Origin of the sequence: Bacillus paralicheniformis, from assembly GCF_001042485.2 — a bacterium.
Taxonomy (GTDB): Bacteria; Bacillota; Bacilli; order Bacillales; family Bacillaceae; genus Bacillus; species Bacillus paralicheniformis.
In genome coordinates this window covers 322470-342447 of record NZ_LBMN02000001.1, presented here as the reverse complement: position 1 = coordinate 342447, position 19978 = coordinate 322470, and the positions used below count along the sequence as shown (strand labels likewise).

18 protein-coding genes are annotated in these 19978 nt (G+C 45.1%); 3 read left to right on the top strand and 15 right to left on the bottom strand.

Translation table 11 applies throughout. The features are described 5' to 3' along the window. Positions 1-133 precede the first annotated feature (133 nt). The 6 genes from ACH97_RS01730 to ACH97_RS01705 form a co-directional block, all read right to left on the bottom strand. A complete protein-coding gene (locus tag ACH97_RS01730; protein ID WP_020452794.1) occupies positions 134-1603 on the bottom strand; it encodes a nicotinate phosphoribosyltransferase in 1470 nt (489 codons plus the stop codon). A 17-nt stretch (positions 1604-1620) separates the two neighbouring features. After that, entirely contained in the window at positions 1621-2172 is a 552-nt protein-coding gene (locus ACH97_RS01725) for a cysteine hydrolase family protein (protein WP_020452795.1), read from the bottom strand. Between the two features lie 185 nt (positions 2173-2357). Beyond that, entirely contained in the window at positions 2358-2759 is a 402-nt protein-coding gene (locus tag ACH97_RS01720; RefSeq protein ID WP_039072963.1) for a YueI family protein, read from the bottom strand. Between the two features lie 93 nt (positions 2760-2852). Then, on the bottom strand, positions 2853-3101 hold the full coding sequence (locus tag ACH97_RS01715) for a YueH family protein (protein WP_020452797.1): 249 nt from the start codon (positions 3099-3101) through the stop codon (positions 2853-2855). 73 nt (positions 3102-3174) lie between these two features. After that, positions 3175-3396 carry a spore germination protein gene (locus ACH97_RS01710; protein ID WP_020452798.1) on the bottom strand — a complete coding sequence of 74 codons (222 nt, stop codon included), beginning with the start codon at positions 3394-3396 and terminating at the stop codon, positions 3175-3177. A 56-nt stretch (positions 3397-3452) separates the two neighbouring features. Beyond that, a complete protein-coding gene (locus tag ACH97_RS01705) occupies positions 3453-4562 on the bottom strand; it encodes an AI-2E family transporter (protein WP_020452799.1) in 1110 nt (369 codons plus the stop codon). Positions 4563-4749: 187 nt separating this feature from the next. Here ACH97_RS01705 and ACH97_RS01700 point away from each other — a divergent pair, with 187 nt between their 5' ends. The 3 genes from ACH97_RS01700 to ACH97_RS01690 all read left to right on the top strand — a co-directional run bounded on the left by ACH97_RS01700 (position 4750) and on the right by ACH97_RS01690 (position 7850). Further along, entirely contained in the window at positions 4750-5184 is a 435-nt protein-coding gene (locus tag ACH97_RS01700) for an Rrf2 family transcriptional regulator (protein ID WP_020452800.1), read from the top strand. Between the two features lie 159 nt (positions 5185-5343). Further along, complete coding sequence (locus ACH97_RS01695) at positions 5344-6240, top strand: alpha/beta hydrolase (protein ID WP_020452801.1); 897 nt, start codon at positions 5344-5346, stop codon at positions 6238-6240. Positions 6241-6386: 146 nt separating this feature from the next. Next, positions 6387-7850 carry an esterase/lipase family protein gene (locus ACH97_RS01690; protein WP_048350240.1) on the top strand — a complete coding sequence of 488 codons (1464 nt, stop codon included), beginning with the start codon at positions 6387-6389 and terminating at the stop codon, positions 7848-7850. On the opposite strand, the gene ACH97_RS01685 is transcribed toward ACH97_RS01690, so the two are convergent. The 9 genes from ACH97_RS01685 to ACH97_RS01645 form a co-directional block, all read right to left on the bottom strand. Beyond that, on the bottom strand, positions 7847-8377 hold the full coding sequence (locus ACH97_RS01685) for an HD domain-containing protein (protein ID WP_020452803.1): 531 nt from the start codon (positions 8375-8377) through the stop codon (positions 7847-7849). The two genes, ACH97_RS01690 and ACH97_RS01685, sit on opposite strands and share 4 nt — an antisense overlap. 157 nt (positions 8378-8534) lie before the next feature. Then, entirely contained in the window at positions 8535-9266 is a 732-nt protein-coding gene (locus ACH97_RS01680) for a (S)-benzoin forming benzil reductase (RefSeq protein ID WP_020452804.1), read from the bottom strand. A 20-nt stretch (positions 9267-9286) separates the two neighbouring features. Next, a complete protein-coding gene (locus ACH97_RS01675; protein ID WP_020452805.1) occupies positions 9287-9742 on the bottom strand; it encodes a hypothetical protein in 456 nt (151 codons plus the stop codon). A gap of 12 nt (positions 9743-9754) precedes the next feature. After that, the gene (gene essA / locus ACH97_RS01670; RefSeq protein WP_025809752.1) at positions 9755-10243 is read right to left on the bottom strand and encodes a type VII secretion protein EssA; all 489 of its coding nucleotides are present in this window, start codon (positions 10241-10243) and stop codon (positions 9755-9757) included. Further along, entirely contained in the window at positions 10233-13298 is a 3066-nt protein-coding gene (esaA, locus tag ACH97_RS01665) for a type VII secretion protein EsaA (protein ID WP_020452807.1), read from the bottom strand. Before esaA ends, essA begins: the two co-directional genes overlap by 11 nt. Further along, a complete protein-coding gene (essC, locus tag ACH97_RS01660; RefSeq protein ID WP_048350241.1) occupies positions 13295-17779 on the bottom strand; it encodes a type VII secretion protein EssC in 4485 nt (1494 codons plus the stop codon). The genes esaA and essC overlap by 4 nt, the downstream gene beginning before the upstream one ends. A 36-nt stretch (positions 17780-17815) precedes the next feature. Further along, entirely contained in the window at positions 17816-19141 is a 1326-nt protein-coding gene (essB, locus tag ACH97_RS01655; protein WP_048350242.1) for a type VII secretion protein EssB, read from the bottom strand. Positions 19142-19155: 14 nt separating this feature from the next. Further along, positions 19156-19395 carry an ESX secretion system protein YukD gene (yukD, locus tag ACH97_RS01650; protein WP_020452810.1) on the bottom strand — a complete coding sequence of 80 codons (240 nt, stop codon included), beginning with the start codon at positions 19393-19395 and terminating at the stop codon, positions 19156-19158. An 80-nt stretch (positions 19396-19475) separates the two neighbouring features. Further along, a complete protein-coding gene (locus ACH97_RS01645) occupies positions 19476-19772 on the bottom strand; it encodes a WXG100 family type VII secretion target (RefSeq protein WP_003184900.1) in 297 nt (98 codons plus the stop codon). Positions 19773-19978 lie beyond the last annotated feature (206 nt).

Sequence of the window (19978 nt, the reverse complement as noted above, 5' to 3'; positions counted from 1 at the left end):
TCAATTAAATGAGCAAATCCCGTCCGCTTAAAAAATCCGCCCAAATATTGAACTTAATATTGAAAAACAGATAATCCCCGAAGAAATTATCTGTTTCAATCCCCAGTTATATTAAAAACTATCGTTTACAGAGTCAACCTTGATCCAGACCTTTTTTCGCCTTGATTTTTGCTTCGTGAATTTGCTGCATCTTGTTGTTCCAGCAAGCTTCGCTTAAATCGACAGGATATTCTTCGGGCTTGCTGATCCGCTTATACTCTTCCCAAAGCAAACTGAGATTTTCTTGAACATACCGCTTAATTTCCTGAATGCTCGGATTCTCATAAACAAGCTCGCCTTTTTCAAAGATCGGCTGGTGAAGGTCTTTCGCATCAAAATTCGTCACAAACTTGCTGATAAACGTATGAACGGGGTGAAACATCTTCAGCCGCTCCTGTTCATTGACCTTTTCATAGTCCAAAGCGATATAATCGCCTTCTGAATGGTGGTTCAGCTGATTGATGATTCTGTACACCTTTTTCAAGCCTGGAGTCGTCACTTTTTCCGGATTCGAAGAAATTTTAATCGTGTCTGCCATCTTTCCGTCTTCTTCGATGGAAACGAGTTTGTAAACCGCGCCGAGAGCCGGCTGATCATAAGCGGTAATCAGCTTTGTGCCGACGCCCCAGACGTCGATTTTTGCGCCCTGGGCTTTCAGGTTCATAATCGTATACTCATCAAGATCGCTTGAGGCGACGACTTTTGTATCTGTAAAACCGGCTTCATCCAGCATGGCTCTCGCTTTCTTGGACAAATAGGCGAGGTCTCCGCTGTCCAGGCGGATTCCCGAAAATTCAATTTGATCACCGAATTCCTTCGCCACTTTGATTGCATTTGGAATGCCGGAACGCACCGTATCATATGTATCGACCAAAAAGACACATTTTTTATGGGTTTCCGCATATTTTTTAAATGCCGTGTATTCGTCGCGGTAGGCTTGAACAAGCGCATGGGCGTGCGTGCCCGATACCGGAATGTCAAAACGCTTGCCGGCGCGGACATTGCTTGTCGCATCGAACCCGCCGATAATCGCGGCCCTTGCTCCCCACATCGCCGCGTCCATTTCATGCGCGCGCCTTGTTCCAAATTCGAGCGCCGTCTCATCTCCGATCACACTTTTGATTCTCGCGGCTTTTGTCGCGATCAATGTTTGGTAATTCACAATGTTGAGCAGAGCCGTTTCAATCAGCTGCGCTTCGGCCAAAGGCGCTTCGATCCTCATGATCGGTTCGTTTCCAAACACGATTTCGCCTTCCTGCATGGAATAAAGCGAACCGGTGAATCTCATATCTTTTAAAAAGCTGAGAAAGTCATCTTTGAAGCCCAGCTCTTCTTTTAAATAAACTAAATCGCTTTCAGTAAATCTGAAATCCCGCAAAAACTCAATCGCTTTTTCAAGACCGGCAAAAACGGCAAAACCGCTGTCAAAAGGGAGCTTTCTGAAAAACAGTTCAAAAACGGCTTTCTTTTGATCAATGCCGTCGCGCCAATACGTTTCCGCCATATTAATTTGATATAGGTCTGTGTGTAGTGCTAGACTGTCGTCTGTAAAACGGTGTTCCAACCTTCATTTCTCCTTCCTCAATCTGACACTGAGGCTCCCAGGGTGTTTGCAAAATGAGAAAGAGCCCAGTCGTGCCCGTCCGGGTTAAAGCTAGCCACTGCGTTTTGATGAATGACAAGATTAAACCCTTTATTATAAGCGTCTACTGCGGTATGGAGCACGCATATATCTGTGCATACGCCAACGAGGTGCAGTTCTTTAATATCCCTTTCACGAAGCTTCAGCTCGAGGTTTGTCCCGGCAAAAGCAGAGTACCTTGTTTTTTCCATGTAATAGACATTCTGATCATGTTCGTGTTTTCGATAAAGCGCTTCAAGCTTTCCGTATAAATCCTGTCCTGATGTACCTTTTATATTATGTGGAGGAAACAAACGGGTTTCCGGATGATGCGAATCGCCGGCCTCGTGTGAATCGACTGCAAATACGACGTAATCGCCGTTTTGAATAAACGTTTCCGCGAGACGCGTCACGGCGTCTTCGATTTCCCGGCCTGGTTCTCCGCACGTCAGCTTTCCGTCAGCTGCGACAAAGTCATTTGTATAATCTATACATATAAGAGCTTTTTTCATTGCCGCCCTCCCCGCCTTTTGTATGATAGGTAACATTATAACTTATCTAAACGGACAAGTGAATGGCGAATCAAGCGGATATGGCTGCAAAGCCGCGCCAGCAGCGGGTTTTTTCTTTTTCAGAAAAAAACAAAAACCGCGGGTTTTCGCACGCCCTGTGGAAGACGCGTGCGAAAACCCGTGCCTCATCTCTTGTTTAAAACCGACTGCTCAAAGATGTCGTCCTGAACATAAATCGATTCTTTCTCTACAGCCTCACGCGCTGCGAGGACAAGTCCAAGGGGAGTATCCGATTGCTGGTCGGACACGATGGAAAAAGGAACACCTTGTTTATTGGACTCCTTGATGTAAGGAGATAAATGAGAGTAGTCGATTTCACCGTTCAGCAATAATGTCCCATCTGCTTTTGAGCCAAGCGCATCGATGACTTCGCGGTATGCCTGCGGACGCAGCACTTGTCCTTTCGTCAATGCGATGATAACCCGTTCCCTCAGCGAGCCTAAAAACAGTCTGCGTTCATCCGGCTTCGTTTCGCGTGGTCCATACATTCCCTGCTGTAAATATTGATCCATTGATTGGTCGCTCACGTCTTAGACCCTCCAGTTTATCTTGCTGGCAGCTTGTTTTAAGCTGCGTTTTTTTATCAGTATGCCCATGAAAACAGCGGGCATGAGCCCGGGCTACATTTCGGTCACCCATTGTACAATCTTTTTGGACAGCTCCTCGGCCGCATCCGCTTCAGCCACTTTCGACAATGACCGGTCAAGCTTTTCGGCGAGCTCTGCTTTTTCTTCCTCATAAGAAATCAGCTTACTCCACTCCAGTTGCGGCACAGCCACAAGCGTATGAAATTCCTTTTTATTTTCATGGAGGTAAACGTCTGTGATCATCTGATCTTTGTTCAAGATGTTTGCCTTCCTGATTTTCATCTTTGTCACCTGCCTTATCTATCTTTTTTCCCATTATACTATAAAAAAGAAACAGCCTCTTTAAAAGAGGCTGTCACAGGTTCAATGACTTGAAACCGTCGATCACATCCGCATCTGTGAAGGATGTTTTATTGCTATTGTTTTGAATCAAACCGTAGTCCCCTGTTAAAAATGTACCCGCTCCTCCTCCGGAAACATCCGTGCACTTCGGGGAAATGGCAAACACATCTCCAAAGAAGGCTGCGCTGTCATCAACGACTTGCCTGATAAAAATCGGTCCGACGATCGCCGGCATCTTCACACCTCCGCCATTCAATTTATTAGCATCATATGTGAAAATGGGCAAAACGTTCAGACTTCAGCATTTTCCGCCGTTTCTTTTTTATACCTCTGCCTTAAACGGACAAGGCGGACGATATTCAATGTAAAAGCCTTGAGCAGGGCATAAGCCGGAACGGCCAGGATCATGCCGAGAATGCCTCCGAAGCTTCCGGCGCCGATTAATAAAAGGATGATCGTCAGCGGATGCGTATTCAGGCGGCGGCCGATAATCAGCGGCGACAGCAGATTTCCGTCAGTCTGCTGAACGGCAACGACGATGATCAGCGCGATGAATGCTTTCGTCGGCGAGTCGAGAAAAGCGATAATGACAGCCGGTGTCGCTCCAAGAAACGGTCCGACATATGGAATAATATTCGTCACGGCAATAATCACGCCGAGAATCAGCGCGTATTTCACACCGGCGATCCAAAAACCGATGAAGCACGCCGTTCCGACAAACATACAAACGATCAACTGTCCTTGAATGTAAGCCGCCAGCGTCTCATACAAATCCTTAAAAATTTTCCGTCCTTCATTTTTGTACTTGTCAGGCAGAATCTTGACAGCCAAATTCGGGAAACGGTTGCCGTCCTTCAGCATATAAAACAGGATGAACGGCACGGTAACAGCCGTGATCGCAATGTTGGTCACAACACCGAATACAGAAGACAGGCTCCCTGTAATATTCTCAGGCAGGCTCGTCAGATATTCGCCGATTGAGCTTTCGATTTTGGCAACCGATACGAAGTCCTGATTCATCATCCAAGTGAACCACTGCGAATTCGACATTTGCTTAATGAAAATCTGGATCTGTTTCACATAGGACGGGATGCTGTTAAACAGATCGGTCACCTGCTTTGTAAACACAGGACCGACAGCTGACAGCACAAACACGATCAATGCCACAAACGCCAAATAGATCAGCAGAATGGACAGCGTTCTCGGCAGCTTTTTCTCAAGAAACCGCACGATCGGATTGAATATAAAATACAAGATTCCCGCAATTAAAATCGGAGTAAATAAAGTCGATGCAAATACAATGATCGGTTCGAAAAGAAAAGACACTTTTGTCGACACATAAATAATAAGAAGAACCAATAAAATTTGCAGCGTCCAAAAATGGGTTTTTGATTTAAACAAGCTTTGTTTCCTCCCGGCTTTTTTCATTAATCTAAAAACTACTATTCCCACTAACGTCTGTCAACTGTTTTCCTTCCATTCATACGAAAAAGCTTTGACAGGGTTTCATTTCAACACCTTTTTGAGCAAAAAAGATTGACAGCTTCATCCGTTGTAAATACAATAATTACAACGGAAGGGTGATTTGATGAAGATCAGCAGCAGATTTACGATAGCCGTACATATGTTATCCTTGATGCAAGTCCGAAGCGACCATTTGACATCAGAGCAAATCGCAGACAGCGTCAATACCAATCCGGTCATCATCCGCCAAATCAGCAGATTGCTGAAAAAAGCGGGCTTGATTGAAGTAAAGCGCGGCACAGGCGGCGCGCACTTATTACGGGATGCCGGCGCCATTTCTTTGTATGATGTCTATAAAGCCGTCGAAGTTGTCGGTGAAGGCGAACTGTTTCACACTCACGAAAATCCCAATCCTGATTGCTGGGTTGGCGCGAATATCCACCAGGTTCTTGAGCTTATTTTATTAAAAGCGCAAACAGCCATGGAGACTATACTCAAAGAAATTTCTATAAAAGAATTGACTGATCTGATTATCCAAAAAAAGAATGCTTCTCAATGAGGCATGATTTTTTCCACCTTGTTGTAACACCCACGCTTACAATGGGCGTCTTGCATTATATTTTTTCGCCTCGTTGTAATATTTTTAATTACAACGGTGGGTACCATGTGATCAACACAGGCGAATTCGGATTTCCAACACATTAAGGGAGGACTTAACATGACGAATCATATAAAAGAAATCAACTGGGAGCAAAACACCAACTCTTACATTCAGCTCATACCGAATATTGAGTACACAAAAGTGAAAGACACTTCTTTGACATTACATTTGCTGGTGCGCCGCAATCCAATGGATGCGTTATTTAACCGGGAAGGCAATCAAGAAACATACCCGCTGATTATTTATCTGCAAGGGTGCGGATGGGGTTGGACAAAACAGGATACATCCGCCTTTATCCCCCAGCTGGTTCCATTTGTCGAGCAAGGCTATGTCGTGGCAAGCGTTCAATACAGAGGCAGCGGAGAGGCGCTGTTTCCGGCTCAGCTTCATGATGTGAAAACAGCTGTCCGCTTTTTAAAAGCAAATGCCGACCGCTATAACATCGATCCTGATAGAGTGGGAGTCTGGGGGGATTCTTCAGGCGGCCATTTGGCTCTTTTGCTTGGATTGACCGAAGGAATTGAAGAATTTGAAGGCCAGGACGAATACCGTCATGTATCGAGCAAAGTCGATGCGGTTGCGGACTGGTTCGGCCCGGTTGATCTTCTGTCCATGAGCAAGTATCCGTCCATCTTCGACCATGATTCACCCAATTCACCGGAATCCAAGCTGATCGGCGGACCTGTTCAAGAAAACAGAGAACAGGCGAAACAAGCGAGTCCGATAAGCTATGTTCACAGGGACGCGCCCCCCATTCTGATCATGCACGGGGATCAGGACGATGTCGTCCCTTATGAACAAAGCGTCCAATTGTTTGAAGCCTTAATAAAAGAGGGCCATGATGCCCTTATGTATAAAATAAACGGGGCCGGACATAACGGTTTTACCCAGGCTCATACCCTTGACATCGTCAAATCGTTCTTCCGCAAACATTTAAAACATGGAAAAGCATGAACATTGAAGGCCGGATATCCGGCCTTTCAGTGTATATTCCTATCTTTTATGAATATTTTCTAAATTTTTTTCAGTATATCGGTATAAAGTTCACCTTCAGAAAATAAGATGAAAACGCTTACAACAAAACCATGAGGTGAACAACGATGAAAAAACTGGTACTGCTCATGCTTGTTTTGCTGCTCGTGTATCCGCATGTATCGAAAGCGGGAGGATTTAAGGGAGGGGGCGGCGATCCGGGCCACTGGTTCGCGGGAGACCCTGTTGAACATCCTGATCCCGCAAAACCGCCGATTGTATTTGTCCATGGATTAAACGGCTCTTCAAGCGCTTGGTTTGACGAAAATGACATGGCGGAGCAGGCGTGGAAAAACGGATATGATGCGGCTTTTATCGATCTCCACCCCGATAAAGACATGCAGGATAACGGAGCGATGCTGGCCGCGAAACTGCGCGAAATCTACCAGCATTTCGGCCGCAAGGTCATTCTCGTTTCCTACAGCAAAGGCGGAATTGACAGTCAGTCGGCGCTGATTCATCACAACGCATACCATTATGTCGAGCGCTTGATTACGCTCGGAACCCCCCATCACGGTTCGCAGCTGGCAGACCTTGCCTACAGCAGCTGGGCAGGATGGCTCGCCGATATTTTAGGCCAGAAAAATGACGCCGTTTACTCTCTCCAAACAGGGTTTATGAAATCGTTCCGCGATCAGACCGACAATCATCCCAATCGATCGAAAACCAAATATTTCACCTTGGCAGGCAATAAAATCGGCGGGTTCGGCAGCGTTTTATTTTTTGGAGGCGTCTATTTAAACATGTTTGGCGAAAATGACGGAGCCGTCACCGAAAAAAATGCGAGACTCCCTTACGCCACAAACCTGAATACAGGGAAGTGGGATCACTTCTCGATTATTAAAGGAAACCTCACATTTCCTGTATTTTTGCCTTTATTGACGGTTCAGGCATATGCAAATGAAACAGCGGCCATCAAGGAAAACCTATCGTACCCTTTCATCAGAGGAGGGGAAAATCATGGATTGAGAGAAGAGGAATTCGCCGTTGAAAAAGGCGTCAAGGAAATAACCGTTCACTGGCTGAGCAATCATTCCTCGGGAAATATCAAATTGACAGATCCGCACGGCAAGCCGCTCAAAGATTTTTCAAAAGCAAAGACGGCGGATGTTTTTGAAGGGGGATTCGTCCATTCCGCTGCCATTAAAAATCCGGCAGCAGGTACATGGAAGATCGCATCATCTGTCAAACAAAAAGAGGCGTTTTTGTTCATTGTGACGTTCGATTCTCCTCTGAACCAGCAAATTAAAAACGCAGTCACCAGAGAATCGGCAAATCTTGCGAATGTTAAGGCGTCCGTTCGTTCTATCCGCTATGAAAACGGAAAACAGGCCGAGAAAAAGTCGCTGAAACCAGCTTCCATCAATGCGCTGCAAAACAGCCTGTCATTCAAAAAAGCGGGCTTGTATTCGGTGACGATCGACCTTTCAGGAAAAACGGCAGACAACTCGCCGTTTAACAGGACGATCATCCGCTCTATTTATGTAAATGACAAAGGGGAGAAGTTTGAAAACAGCCCTTTGTCCGATTAAACCGTTCTTTTCATGGGAGATAAAGATTCATCGACCATGCGGTCAAGTTTTCTGATCTTTTCAAGCGCCAGCTTATGATCGATTTTGCGGTAATGGTGGTTTCCGCCCGGCTCTTCATCCAGCTCATCCGCTTTTTTGACGATTTCCTGCAGCTTGTTTTTATCGAGGTCCCCTTCTGGCAAATAGGAATCCGTATGAAGCAAAATCGCCAAAGCAATCTCTTTTGCCGCTTTCCGATCTTCGCCGAGGCGGATCAGAAGCTTGTGAGCGCGCTCGGCACCCTTTATCGCGTGAATGTCGTTTTGCTTGTATTTTTCATAATCCCATTCCCCGTCGGTATACCATTCATAATGACCGATATCGTGCAGCAAAGCCGCTTTTGTCGCGATATCAGGGTCTACTCCCGCTCGCACCGCCAGGCGGTATGCGTGGTAAGCGCAGGCTACGGCATGAGCTACACCGGAGCGTGTTAAATATTTTTGTGCGATTGGATGGGTGAATACATCCACTAATGTTACGTTTCTCATGTAAACCCCTCCTTTATATATTTTTAGAATCCTAACATATTTTCATGTAAATCTCAATTGATCTGACACATCATATTTAAAATTCCGCTATATGAGCCTGCGCCATAATAAAATAAAAACAAGCACAATCGATTTGATGTGCTTGTTTTTTTATTTTTCACAAAAACTCTTTAATGTCATACACTCTGCCGTTTTCAAAGTCGGTCTCAAGCAGATCGAGCAGAACGCCGGCGACGTAAGGCGTGCTTCTCAGCTTTCCTTCTGTTTGATAGGTTTTGAATCGTTCAATTTCATGAAAGTCTTTTTTCGATGATGAACGTATTACCTCTTGCATGCCGGTATCCATGATCCCCGGTGAGAAAGAAATCATTTTCACCGGATCAGATTGATCTTCCTGTTCAAAGCCGAATGTTTTCGTGAACATATCGAGCCCCGCTTTTGAACTGCAGTAGGCGCTCCATCCTTTATAAGGGTTTTTGGCCGCACCTGATGATATATTGACAATCGATTTTTTGCCTTTGTATGGCTTGAGCCATTTGGTAAACAGCTGGCTGAGAATCACCGGAGCTAACAAATTCAAGTCATAATGCAGCCTCAGCTCTTCCAGTTCAGCTTCACCGGCGCGCTTGATCGGCGTCACCATACCCGCATTGTTGATCAAGGTGATCGAAGTAAAATCGCGGGCTTGGACAGATTCTGTCAATTGCCGAAACCACTTTTCTGTTTCGACGAGCTGTGTCAGATCAGCCTCATGCCGGATCAGCCTCTCATGACTGACTTCAGACTTGGTCCTTGAGACAGCGTGAACAATATGGCCTTTTTGCAAAAGCCCTTCGGCAATCGCGGCGCCAAGCCCTTTTGACGCTCCGGTAACAATGGATAAATGCATACGGCGTCCCTCCTTATCCATTATTGTACTGATTCATCAGCCTGCTTCTCAAGTGCAGCGGTTTTCTGTTCCGGAAGAAACGCGGCGAGCACGTAAAAAACCGCCGTCAGTAAACTGAACCATTCGAACACAATCAGCTGGAGAGCTGCTCCAAAAACAAGCAGACCTTGCGTCCATGAACCGCATTTCCCTTTTAAAATGCGAATCAAAGCAAAGATCATGATGGCGAGTGCCACACCCGAGCCTAGCAAGCCATAACCGTAGTGGACAAAGTCCGCCATTGCCTGATCGTGTCCCTCCCTCATCGATGGGTATATCAGTAAAATGATGCCTAATGTGCAGATGACCACAATGTAATAGAAAATGGATTCTAACATGAGCAGCCCGTGTACTGCCACAAGCATTAATAACCAAATCGACGCCAATGCAAAAGCTAACCATGCAGATAGCACCTTATAGAACCTCGGATTTTTCATTGTTGAGCGCTCCTATTTTTTCTGCTGCCCGCTGACTTTCGGAATCAAAAAGAACAGACCTGCGATGCATAAGAGGATCAGCAGACCGTATAAGATGGGCAGGAAGATGGATTGCCGGCTTTCCGCAGCGTCATCTTCCCGTCCCGATAAGGACGGATTTGCCGAGAATGACAGGTCAAGCTGCTTCAGCTTTGACGCCACGGAATTGCTTTCATTCGTGAAGCTTCCGGACAGGCTTTTCAGCTTTTCGATGGCATCTTCTTTTTTCGAATCTGTAAATGAGAATTCCTTCAGTTCTTCTGGAATTGATATTTCTTCCTTGTATTCCGTCTCTTCTTCCTGAAGATAGTCCGTCTCGATTTTAATATCCTGCTTTTCATACTCGTTTGGCTTTACATCGACTTTATCGGTTTCCTCCGCCTTCACGAACGGAGTGAAAAGAAAGAAGGAGAGCATGACTGCCATGATCCCCTTCTTTCCCCATTTCGCATTAAGCATCATGGTCAGTCTCGCTTTCTTCTGTTCTTGATTTTGCAAAATCGATAATAAAAGGAACAGCAATCGCGATGATCGTGATTAAAATTAATGCACCGATTCCGAGTGCAAACTGGCTTCCAGTTCCGTACTGAATCGACATATATACGGTTGATACCGGATTGTTAAAGCTGAAGTTCGGCATCGCCAAGTCAAGCAGCGGCGCTACATAGAACAGCACCATAGCGGCTGTTGCGATTCCGCCTGCGATCGATCCCAGCATAAACGCCGTCCGGATGATGGCTGAACTTGCGACCAGCAGCAAGATCGTAAAGACCGACCACATGACGGCCTGATCGTCTGCGAGTGAGTAAATGTTCAAACCGAACAGACTGATCATCAGTCCGACAATAATATTCAAAATGCCAAACAGCGCGCCTCTGACTAAGAGCGGAGCATTTTGATAATGGTGGCTGAAATATCCGATCAGCAAGCTGGAAAGCATCACAATCACGAGAATGACGACCGGCGGTACGTTTTGCGCTTTCGACTCTGGAACATCCCCGCTGATTTTCACCGGACTTGCCAGATGATCGTATACATATCCGTCGTTTCCTCCGAACGCATTGCCGAGAATGCCGTACACGTCTCCGCGGATCAGCTTTGTCGTCGCGACATTTTGGCCCCAGTTTGAATTCAGGGTATCCGCTTTTTTCTGAACATCGTTCACACTTTCCTGAATATTGCCCGTGTACTCGATGACGCCTGATTGCGTTTCCGACAAGGAACCGAGCATGTTAGACAGCTGCAAAATGTCATTTCCGAGCGTATCCTGCATGCTGATGACCATCGTTCCATCTGTCGCGTCTCCCTGCATGACCGCCGTTCCGGCGCCTTCCGGATTGCGCAGCTGTTCAGATACGGCATTTGCTCGTTCTGAAATCGTGCTGAGTTCATTCAGCGTTTCTGTTTGCTTTTCATCAATGAATGCGCCGTAGCTGTCAACAAAATCAGTCATGCCAGTGGTATATGATTCTATATCTTCGTTTGTCGCCAGCATGTTGTTCTTGAGGTTTTCCCATTTTGTGGTTTCGTTTATACCGACTCTGATTACTGTGTCGACATTGTCTTTTTGGGTAGAAATTGCGCTTTGTTTTACTGAATCCACTGGATATTTTGAACCCAAAAGCGTATGTTCATAAACAGAGAGAGAACCATAATATGTTAAAAGCTCCCTGACATTTGTCGTATTTATTTTAGAATCAAAGGCCTCTTTTAATTTATCTTGTCTCGGATCCCCATCCAAAAACTTCAATATTTTATTTTCTTCATTATCTATCCGTTCATAAATCGTATCAAATTTACTTTCAAACTCTGTGATTCTATTGTTTAACGTTTCTATGTCACCTTTTAATCCGTCAATTGTTTCATTTAAATCGTTAATTTTTTCTCCAAACTTATCAAGCTGTTTTTGAACCTCATCGTTGTGAGTTTCCTGTTTTGCACGAAGATCTTCTTCCACCTTCTCAATACGAGCGGCAGCATTGTTTAACTGTTCTTTTAATTTAGTAATTTCATCATCTTGCTGATCTGCAGGAGTTTCGCCTCCAGGTTGCTCGGATTGTCCATTTTCGGATGGTTCCGAAGGTGTCTGATTTTCATCCGTTGTTTGATTAGCATCTTGATCCTCAGTTTGACCGTTATCTGGATCGGCGCCCTGATTCTGGGTTGGATCAGGTTCGTTCGAAGAATTATCATCCCCTGGATTTTCACTTCCGCTATCCGGAGATTCTTTAAGACCTTCTGATATTTCTTTCAGGTCAGCCGCGACGCTTTTTAATTCGTCTTGTTGTTCTTGAAGGTCAATCTTTAAATCCTTCGGCTGTTCTTCATCATCGTTATTCTTATCATCATCGTTATTCTTATTATCATCGCTATTGTCTTCACTTGGATCGTTGCCCGGAGAATCTTCTACAGTCAAGGCCGACCGAGCAGCAATCAAATTACGTTGAGCCTCATCCAAATCAAATTCTCTCTTTTGCTCATGATAGACCTTAATTAGCTCATTTTCTAACGTGCTGATTCCATCAAACTGCTTCTTGGGTACCTGTGTATACCTATAATCTTGCAAATCCTTATTTGAAGTTACGGCCCTACTAAATTGATTTTGTAAATTTCCAAACGACGTTGCCATGCCGTTCATTTGTTCGCTGAAGCGGCTTTGGGCGCTGGCTTGCTTTTCTTTGATAGATGTTAGGCCGTCTTGAATTTGCTTTTCACTGTCCGCTTGTGCAGCTTGAAGCAGTTCCGACTGCTTTTCTTGATATTGTTTGTACTGATTGACGTTGTCGACGAAGCTGTCCAATTGTTTTTTGGATTCTTCTACGCCTGCGTTGCGCTCTTTTGATGTGCCTTCTGTTTCATTGATCGATTCTTTTAGCCTGTCGATCATCTCTTTTTGTCTTTCTACTTCGCCCGCTAAATTGTTGGAGCTCGGCTTGTAAAAATTGTACATCGCGTTTTGGAACTCTGATTCTTTGTTTACGATGCTGTCAAACTCTTTTCTGACCTTTTTGACTCCCTGTTTGACAAAGCGCCAATACAGGGAAGACATTTTTTTGCTCACCGTTTTTTGCGCGTCTTGAAGTTCGCGCTGGACTTTTTCCTTGTTGACGGCGTCAAGCTGGTCCTGAATTTTAAATTCCAGCTCCGCTTTTTGTGGACGCTCATGGTTGTAGCTTAAAATGTTTTGCGAAAAGTCCGACGGAATGTAGACAATCGCATCGTATTGCTTCTCCGAAAGTCCGCTTTCTGCTGCGCTCCGGTTGACGACCGTCCATTTATAGTCCGGACGGTCAACCAGGGAAGCCGAGATTTCGTTCCCCAGCAGCGCATCTTCATCAACGGTTCCGTCATCTTTCAAAATGCCGGTATCTTCATTGACGACAGCGATTTCCCTTGTCGCGTTCGATACCTTTTTCGTCGGGTTCTCACCGATGAAATGAAAGAACAAGACGGGCAGCAAGATGATCGTGACGAAGGCGCTGATAATTTTCAGCGTGCTTTTTTGTTGTTCCGTCATTTCGTTTTCTTCCTTTCTACGGCACATAAAGGAATTTGAATTTTCCTCTCTTTGCCGTTTTCAACGATATAGCCAAAGCCCGGGAGAATTTCCGGCTCCTGGCGTTCATATGGGAGCTGAATCAAATTCTGCTCGGATTTTTTCATCAATAGCATGGCGTGTCTGACCTGCTTGACTTCGCTTGTCAGCGAATCATAGCCTTTTGTGAACTCGCTGTGATTTCCGGCAGGTATAAAGTGGAAGCCTAAATGGGCGTATGACTTCATAAACATCGCCATTTTATCCTGAATAGATGCGTCGATCGTCTGCTGGAACCGTGAAAGTCCGTCGACGATAAAGACCATCGGTGAAAAATCAAGGTTGGCGATTTCGCCTTGTTTAACGGCTTCCAAATACATCGCTTCTCTTGTCCGGCAAATTTCTTCCGTCTCAGCCAGCCAGAGCATAATGTCGTCTTTTGTTTCAAGATAGCTGATTTGATCCTCTGTCGCATATTGAGAAAGCCCTCTGTCTATCGAATCAAACACGGCAATTTTTTTCGTGTCATGGTCAAGCAGGTGCTCGAGCATGATCTTGATGACGTTTGTTTTTCCGCGCTGCGTCTGACCCATGATGAGGCAGTGCTTATTTTTCTCAAGGTTAAAGTATACCGGTTCGACAGATTCTTCATCGAGTCCCATTGGAATAAGGCCTCTTTCAGGCTGAAGCGGATAATCTCTCACAAACTGCGTAACGGAAAGCTCCAGCGGCAGCATCGGCACAGGCGCCGGCTTTCTCATGCCTTCCGACCGTTCTGCGATCGCCTGAATGTCGGATTTGATCCGTTCAAACAGCTCGATATCATTGTCCGCTTCCACAGGCATAAACATTTGTGCGAAGTATTGGTTTTCTTTATTGATAATGACGCGTCCAGGGATCGGTTCAAGGCTGAATTCCGGCCTTCCGATGATCGAATATGCTTCAGTCTGATCCATCAGGTAGTGGACAACCCTCGTTTTCAGGTTGTTCAAGAGCGACTGTCTGATCGCATTGACCCTTGTCGCGGTCAGGATTAAATAAATTCCAAGCGACTGGCCGTCGCGTGAAAACTGGATAAATTCGCTTTCAAGTTCATGCATTTCGTCTTTAATGATGTCAAAGTTGTCGACCGTTATGAAAATAAACGGCAGCTTTTCCTCATTCAGCGCATTGTACATCTTGATATGGCTGATTTCTTTTGCGCGGAAAAGATTTTTCCGGTGCTCGATTTCCGCCTTGATCCGGATCATGAATTTCTCGATTTTTCTCGTTTGGTCCATCAAGAAATAATCCGCGGTATGCGGAAGCCTTGCAAGCGGAAGCAGCGTTCCGTTGCCAAAGTCGAAAATGTAGTAATGCAATTCTTCCGGTGTATATTGTTCGGCAAAGCTCATCATGAACGTCGTAGCGGTCAGGGATTTTCCGTAGCCTGACGATCCGACGATGCCGATATTGCCGTCATCCATCATGCGATAGCTGATCGGCTCCTGGCTTTGCTTTTCAGGTTCATCGATATAAGCAAAGTTAAAGGCATCCGCTTCCTCAGACGGGTAGCGTGTTTTAGGTATGCGCTCTTCAAGAGGCGGCAACCAAGGGCTCGGAAGCTTCTCGATTCCCATTTCCTCTTGAATCCGTTCAATTTGTTCGACGACTGCGGAAATTTCCGTTACGGCCTCTTTTTTCGCAGTATGATCGGCGTCAACGTCTGACAAAGGAATTAAACCGGTGTCTGTGACGATCGCCACTTCATCCTCTGTACCGTAGCCGTCCTCCATGTAAGGGGCGCCGCTCCATGCAGACTGGAACAGTTCATACACCTCATTGTTGCCGACTTGCAAATAACCGCGGCCCGTTACCGTGATGGTAGCCGCATCTCCGTTTTTAAGGATTTCTTTACTATCATTCGCATCCTGAACCTTCAAGGCGACCTTGAATCTGGAGTTGCTCCAAATCTGGTCGTCGATGATGCCGCCCGGTTTTTGCGTCGCCAAGATTAAGTGCACCCCGAGACTTCGGCCGATCCTTGCCGCGCTGACAAGCTCGCGGATAAATTCCGGTTCTTCGCTTTTCAGCTCGGCAAATTCGTCTGAAATTAAGAAAAGGTGCGGCATCGCCGTTTTCGCTTTTTTCTGTTTGTAAAGCTTTGTATAGTCATTGATATGGTTGACTTTATACTGATCAAAGAGCCGCTGCCTTTTCTTCAGCTCACTCTTAATGGACGCCAGCGCCCGGTTGCTGAAGTTCTTGCTGCCTTCAATGTTAGTAATCGTTCCGAGCAAATGCGGGATGTTCCGGAACGGCTGCGCCATTCCGCCCCCTTTGTAGTCGATTAACAAAAATGCGACTTCATGCGGGTGGAAGTGAACGGCCAAAGACAAAATATAAGTCTGCAAAAATTCACTTTTACCCGAACCGGTCGTTCCGGCAAGCAGCCCGTGGGGGCCGTGGGCTTTTTCGTGAAGATTTAAATGAACAATGTCGTCTTTTCCTTTATAGCCGATCGGCACGGCCAAAGATTTGGCCGATTCGCTTGTCAACCATTTTTGGCCAATACCGATGTCATCGACTTCCTTCACTTGGAACAGTTCGAGAAACGATACGGTATCAGGAATCGAATTCGTCATGCCCGTCTGGTGGTCAAGCGTTCTCAGCGTCCGGGAAAACAGTTCGTTGTCTTCCCTGTTGTGGTGATCCAGCTGAAACGGGATCTGGACGGCTTTCTTTTGCTTGATCAAAATGTCGCCTTCCTGTTCAGTAATATAACGAACAAGGGTATGAATGTTTTCGGACAGGCTTTCTTTCGTCTCTGCCGCCACGATTGTCGACACTCCGAGGTTTTTCTGCTTGCCTTCCAAATATTCTAAAATGACGTGTTCCGCGATGAGCTGCTGATTTGTGATGATAAACACAAAGTGCGGCTTATACAAAGTATTCTTTTTGTTTTCATCTAAATCCCGTTCTCTCAAAATTTCATATATGCTTGAAAGGAGCTGATCTCTTGTCTGTTCGTTGTAAATAAACCCTTTCGCATAAATATGAGGCATCTGAAAATGCGGAAGCCACTTCATCCATTCCCATTCTTGATACTCGGCTTCGTCAAAAATAAAGACAAAGCGCAAATCATGATAGCTGTGGAAAAATGCGAGCTGGCCGACAAGCTGATGAATTTCATTTTTGACGACAGACAATTTTCCGACGACGCCCATCGGGCCTTCAGCAAGATTCACGGTGATCGGTGCATTTTTCAGTTCTCTGTAGACCTCTTCCATTTTTTGCGATTGTTCAAGGAGATGGTCTGTATCGCGATTGGCCAAATCTCCGCCGTTCAAATTGATTTGGTATGAAGATGCAACATTTCCCGTTCCAAGGCGGATTTGCAGAAAATCGGCGCTTTCAATCGATTTTTCCCAAATCCGTCCGCTGATCTCCTTTGTTAAATATTTCATTCTCTCAAATGTAGGAAAATGGAAATCAAGGACGAACTTTTGCCTTTCTGCAAGTTCGTGCAGCTCTTTCTTTTTGTTTTCAAGGTAAAGGGTGTAGACCCGCTCTCTTTTTTCTTCTCTTTTTTTACGCTGATTTTTGTCGCGGAAGTACTGCACGGTTGACGTAATCAGCGTCATCATAAACATCGCAAGGGAGACGATGATAAAAATTCCCCGCGGCTGAATGAGCGCCACGATCCCCATGACGAGCAACATGACGATCGGAGGCAAAATCATCAGCCATAAGCCTCTGTTGTCTCCGTCGCTTTCCTGTGCCGGGAAGCTGAAGGATATCTTTTCATCCGGCAGATCGTAAATCATTCTCGGCGGCCTGCGGTATTGCGGATATTTATTTTTTGTCTCGGAGCTCGGCTTGAGAATGTTCTCCAAAGACGTATCATATTGCCCGAACCCCTCGATTTCCAAGAGGTCATCTTCAATGATGCGAAGAATATTCAGTCCAAATGCGATTTCGTCTCCATTTTGCACGGAGACCGAAGCGGACACTTCTTCTCCGTTCAAATAAATTTTGGCGCCATTCGGCAGGACATTCCATCGCCCGTCGAGGCGGATGAAGGAGAATGTACCTTTTTCTCCAAAGAATGAATCCGTTTCATTGAAATAAACATCCGCTTCTTGATCGAGGGAAGAAATGACGACTTCCTGTCTCCCTCCTAAATAGTAGGCGGGAACGCTGTCGGATTCTTCGGCTAAAAAAAGTGTCAGCTGTTCAGCGCCGCTTTGGACGGACGCCTTTCCGCCAAGCTTTAAAGAAGAAACAGTCTCCCCTCCCAGCTGCACGTTGAAAGCGTCTGAGTCCTTCTGCTTTTCCAGTACCACCGGGCCTTTTTCAAACGAAAAATGCTTGATCGTGACAGAATGTTTCAAATCCGGCCCGATGGTGAGCGTACGGCTGTTCTGATCATCCAGTTTTATTTTTTGATAGTTTTTATGATAAAAAATCCATAACAGACTCATTTCCCCGCCTCCTGCCAACAACAGGTGTTTTCGCTTTTATTTATCATCTTTTTTCTTTTTGTCTTCCTTTTCTTTATTTTCTTTTTTCGCCTGCTCTTGCTCGGCTTTCTCCTTTTCAGCCTTTGCGGCTTCTACGTCCGCCTGGCTTTGCTCGGTGTTTGCCTGCTGGTTTTCATCAGTATTCTTCTGCTCTTTTTTATTTTGTTCCAATGTCTTATATAATTCGTCAAATTCCTTTTGCAGCGGCTCCAGGAGCTTTTCTCTCTCATCGCTCGACATTTGGTCATCCGCTTTTATTTCACTCATATATTTTGTAATTGCGTAGATAATTTGAAGGTCGTTTTCCAGTTTCCGGCCTGTCTCAAGAGCCCCCTTATTATCCCCCCGTCCGATCTGAATCCAGTAAAGGAAATTATTCGGATCGACTTGGAGCGTCAGGCTTTTTAAAGCATCTTCCTGCCAGTCCAATTCCTTCAATGCGCTCTCAACAAGCACATACGAATAAGCCAGCTGATATTGAACAGAATCAGGCATCTCGCCGGCATCATATTTATCAAGCGTACTGATGACTTTGCTGTACTGTTTATTTAAGAAGTAGCGGTTGCTTTCGATAAACGCCTGCTGTTTCGGTTGTGCAAAGAATAATGAGTAGAAGGAAAATAAAACAGCCGGTATTAAGCATAAAATAAGTCCTAACCCTATGTACCTTTGAATCTTCCATTTCTTCTTCGGAAGATGGACAAGCGTTTTTTCTTCGGCATCCAGTTCATCGATCCTCTTTTGAATGACGGCTTTCAAATCGCCGTACGTCCCGCTTGTGATGATGTCTTTTACCTGGTCTGAAAACTTGATGGTTTCGCTGTATTTTAAATACTCTTCAAAGGTAAACTGCCCGTCGACAGCAAGCGCAGCGGCGGCTTTCACTTCATTGAAAAGTCTTTCTTCGTCGTGTTCATATGGCGGAATGCTTTCTTTCACTCCATAATGTAAAAATTTAGGTGTTAATCCTTTGTCAAAAACAATGTTTTCAGGCGCAGCGATCAGGTGCAGCCTTTTAATTGAATGTTCTTCGACGGCTTTCACGAGCTGGTACGCAAAAAGCCATTTGCTTTTTTTATTTTTTCCTTTTATATAACGAAATTCTTTATATTCGGAAGGAGGCTGAATCAAAATTTGGACTTCATCATCGGTCATGACGGTTTCTTTATTAAAGGAAGGATCGACTTCTTTGATGACGTTTGCTTCCAAGCCGTTCACAAGATTGATCTTTTCTCTTTGAAAACGAAAGATATATGAACCGTCTTCTTTCGTCATGACGGCCTCTAATTGGTCTTCGAGATACGTTTTCTTTTTCTCTGCCATTCACCCAGATCCTTTCATAAAATTTCCAGGCGGTCACCTGTCGTAATTCCGCATTGCGATAATGTATATTCGCCTGAAAAAACGGCATCTTTATTTGTCACCCTTACCCAGTAGCCTTCCCGGGGAGGTACCGGTATGCTTTTGGCTTGCCACGCGATGTCGATTACCTTTTTAACAGAATGGTAATCTGACAGTCTGAGGTCAAAGGCGCTGCCGTCGTAATGTTTTAAATCGATGGTAATGTCAACATACACCAGTTCATCACCTCTCAATAGAAAAAGCGCCGTCATCTTCTTTTGAATTAGGCGCTTCTCTCATTCTTCTAATCTGTAAATTAGCCGCGGATTTGGCTAGCGATGTCTTGGTCAGTGCTTTCAAGAGTGTTAGCAGTCTGATGAAGTTGTTTAGAAACGTCGCTTAGAAGTTCAGCCATTTTAATAAAAGAAGGTCTTAGCTCTTGATATTGCTCTGAGAACGCACGGCTTGATTCACCTTCCCACATATCTTGAAGCTGGTTGATCATTTGATCAAGGCGCTGATTGACCTGTTCAGTCACATCTCCGCTTTCTTTTTGATATCTGTCAGCCATTTGCCGCAATTCAGCCGGCGTAACACGAATGATTCCTGACATATTCCTTATACCTCCTGCGCTATTCGCCCTAGATATGGGCTAAATAACTTATTTTTTTGAACGCTTTTATTATAAAAACAAGATTGAGGCACAGTCAAACAAATCTGTTGTTATTTTACAAAATGAGTCTAAAGGTTTATCATTCCTCTATTTCCACCCAGCAAAAATTATAGAAATCTAGTAAAATTATCTCAATTTTCTTCTCT

What these genes read in the sequence shown, in the direction of transcription:
- essC (WP_048350241.1), bottom strand. Translation starts at nt 17,779, where the DNA reads ATGAGTCTGTTATGGATTTTTTATCATAAAAACTATCAAAAAATAAAA.
- ACH97_RS01710 (WP_020452798.1), bottom strand. Translation starts at nt 3,396, where the DNA reads ATGCCGGCGATCGTCGGACCGATTTTTATCAGGCAAGTCGTTGATGAC.
- ACH97_RS01690 (WP_048350240.1), top strand. Translation starts at nt 6,387, where the DNA reads ATGAAAAAACTGGTACTGCTCATGCTTGTTTTGCTGCTCGTGTATCCG.
- esaA (WP_020452807.1), bottom strand. Translation starts at nt 13,298, where the DNA reads ATGACGGAACAACAAAAAAGCACGCTGAAAATTATCAGCGCCTTCGTC.
- ACH97_RS01695 (WP_020452801.1), top strand. Translation starts at nt 5,344, where the DNA reads ATGACGAATCATATAAAAGAAATCAACTGGGAGCAAAACACCAACTCT.
- ACH97_RS01680 (WP_020452804.1), bottom strand. Translation starts at nt 9,266, where the DNA reads ATGCATTTATCCATTGTTACCGGAGCGTCAAAAGGGCTTGGCGCCGCG.
- ACH97_RS01700 (WP_020452800.1), top strand. Translation starts at nt 4,750, where the DNA reads ATGAAGATCAGCAGCAGATTTACGATAGCCGTACATATGTTATCCTTG.
- essA (WP_025809752.1), bottom strand. Translation starts at nt 10,243, where the DNA reads ATGATGCTTAATGCGAAATGGGGAAAGAAGGGGATCATGGCAGTCATG.
- ACH97_RS01725 (WP_020452795.1), bottom strand. Translation starts at nt 2,172, where the DNA reads ATGAAAAAAGCTCTTATATGTATAGATTATACAAATGACTTTGTCGCA.
- ACH97_RS01715 (WP_020452797.1), bottom strand. Translation starts at nt 3,101, where the DNA reads ATGAAAATCAGGAAGGCAAACATCTTGAACAAAGATCAGATGATCACA.
- essB (WP_048350242.1), bottom strand. Translation starts at nt 19,141, where the DNA reads ATGGCAGAGAAAAAGAAAACGTATCTCGAAGACCAATTAGAGGCCGTC.
- ACH97_RS01675 (WP_020452805.1), bottom strand. Translation starts at nt 9,742, where the DNA reads ATGAAAAATCCGAGGTTCTATAAGGTGCTATCTGCATGGTTAGCTTTT.
- ACH97_RS01645 (WP_003184900.1), bottom strand. Translation starts at nt 19,772, where the DNA reads ATGTCAGGAATCATTCGTGTTACGCCGGCTGAATTGCGGCAAATGGCT.
- ACH97_RS01685 (WP_020452803.1), bottom strand. Translation starts at nt 8,377, where the DNA reads ATGAGAAACGTAACATTAGTGGATGTATTCACCCATCCAATCGCACAA.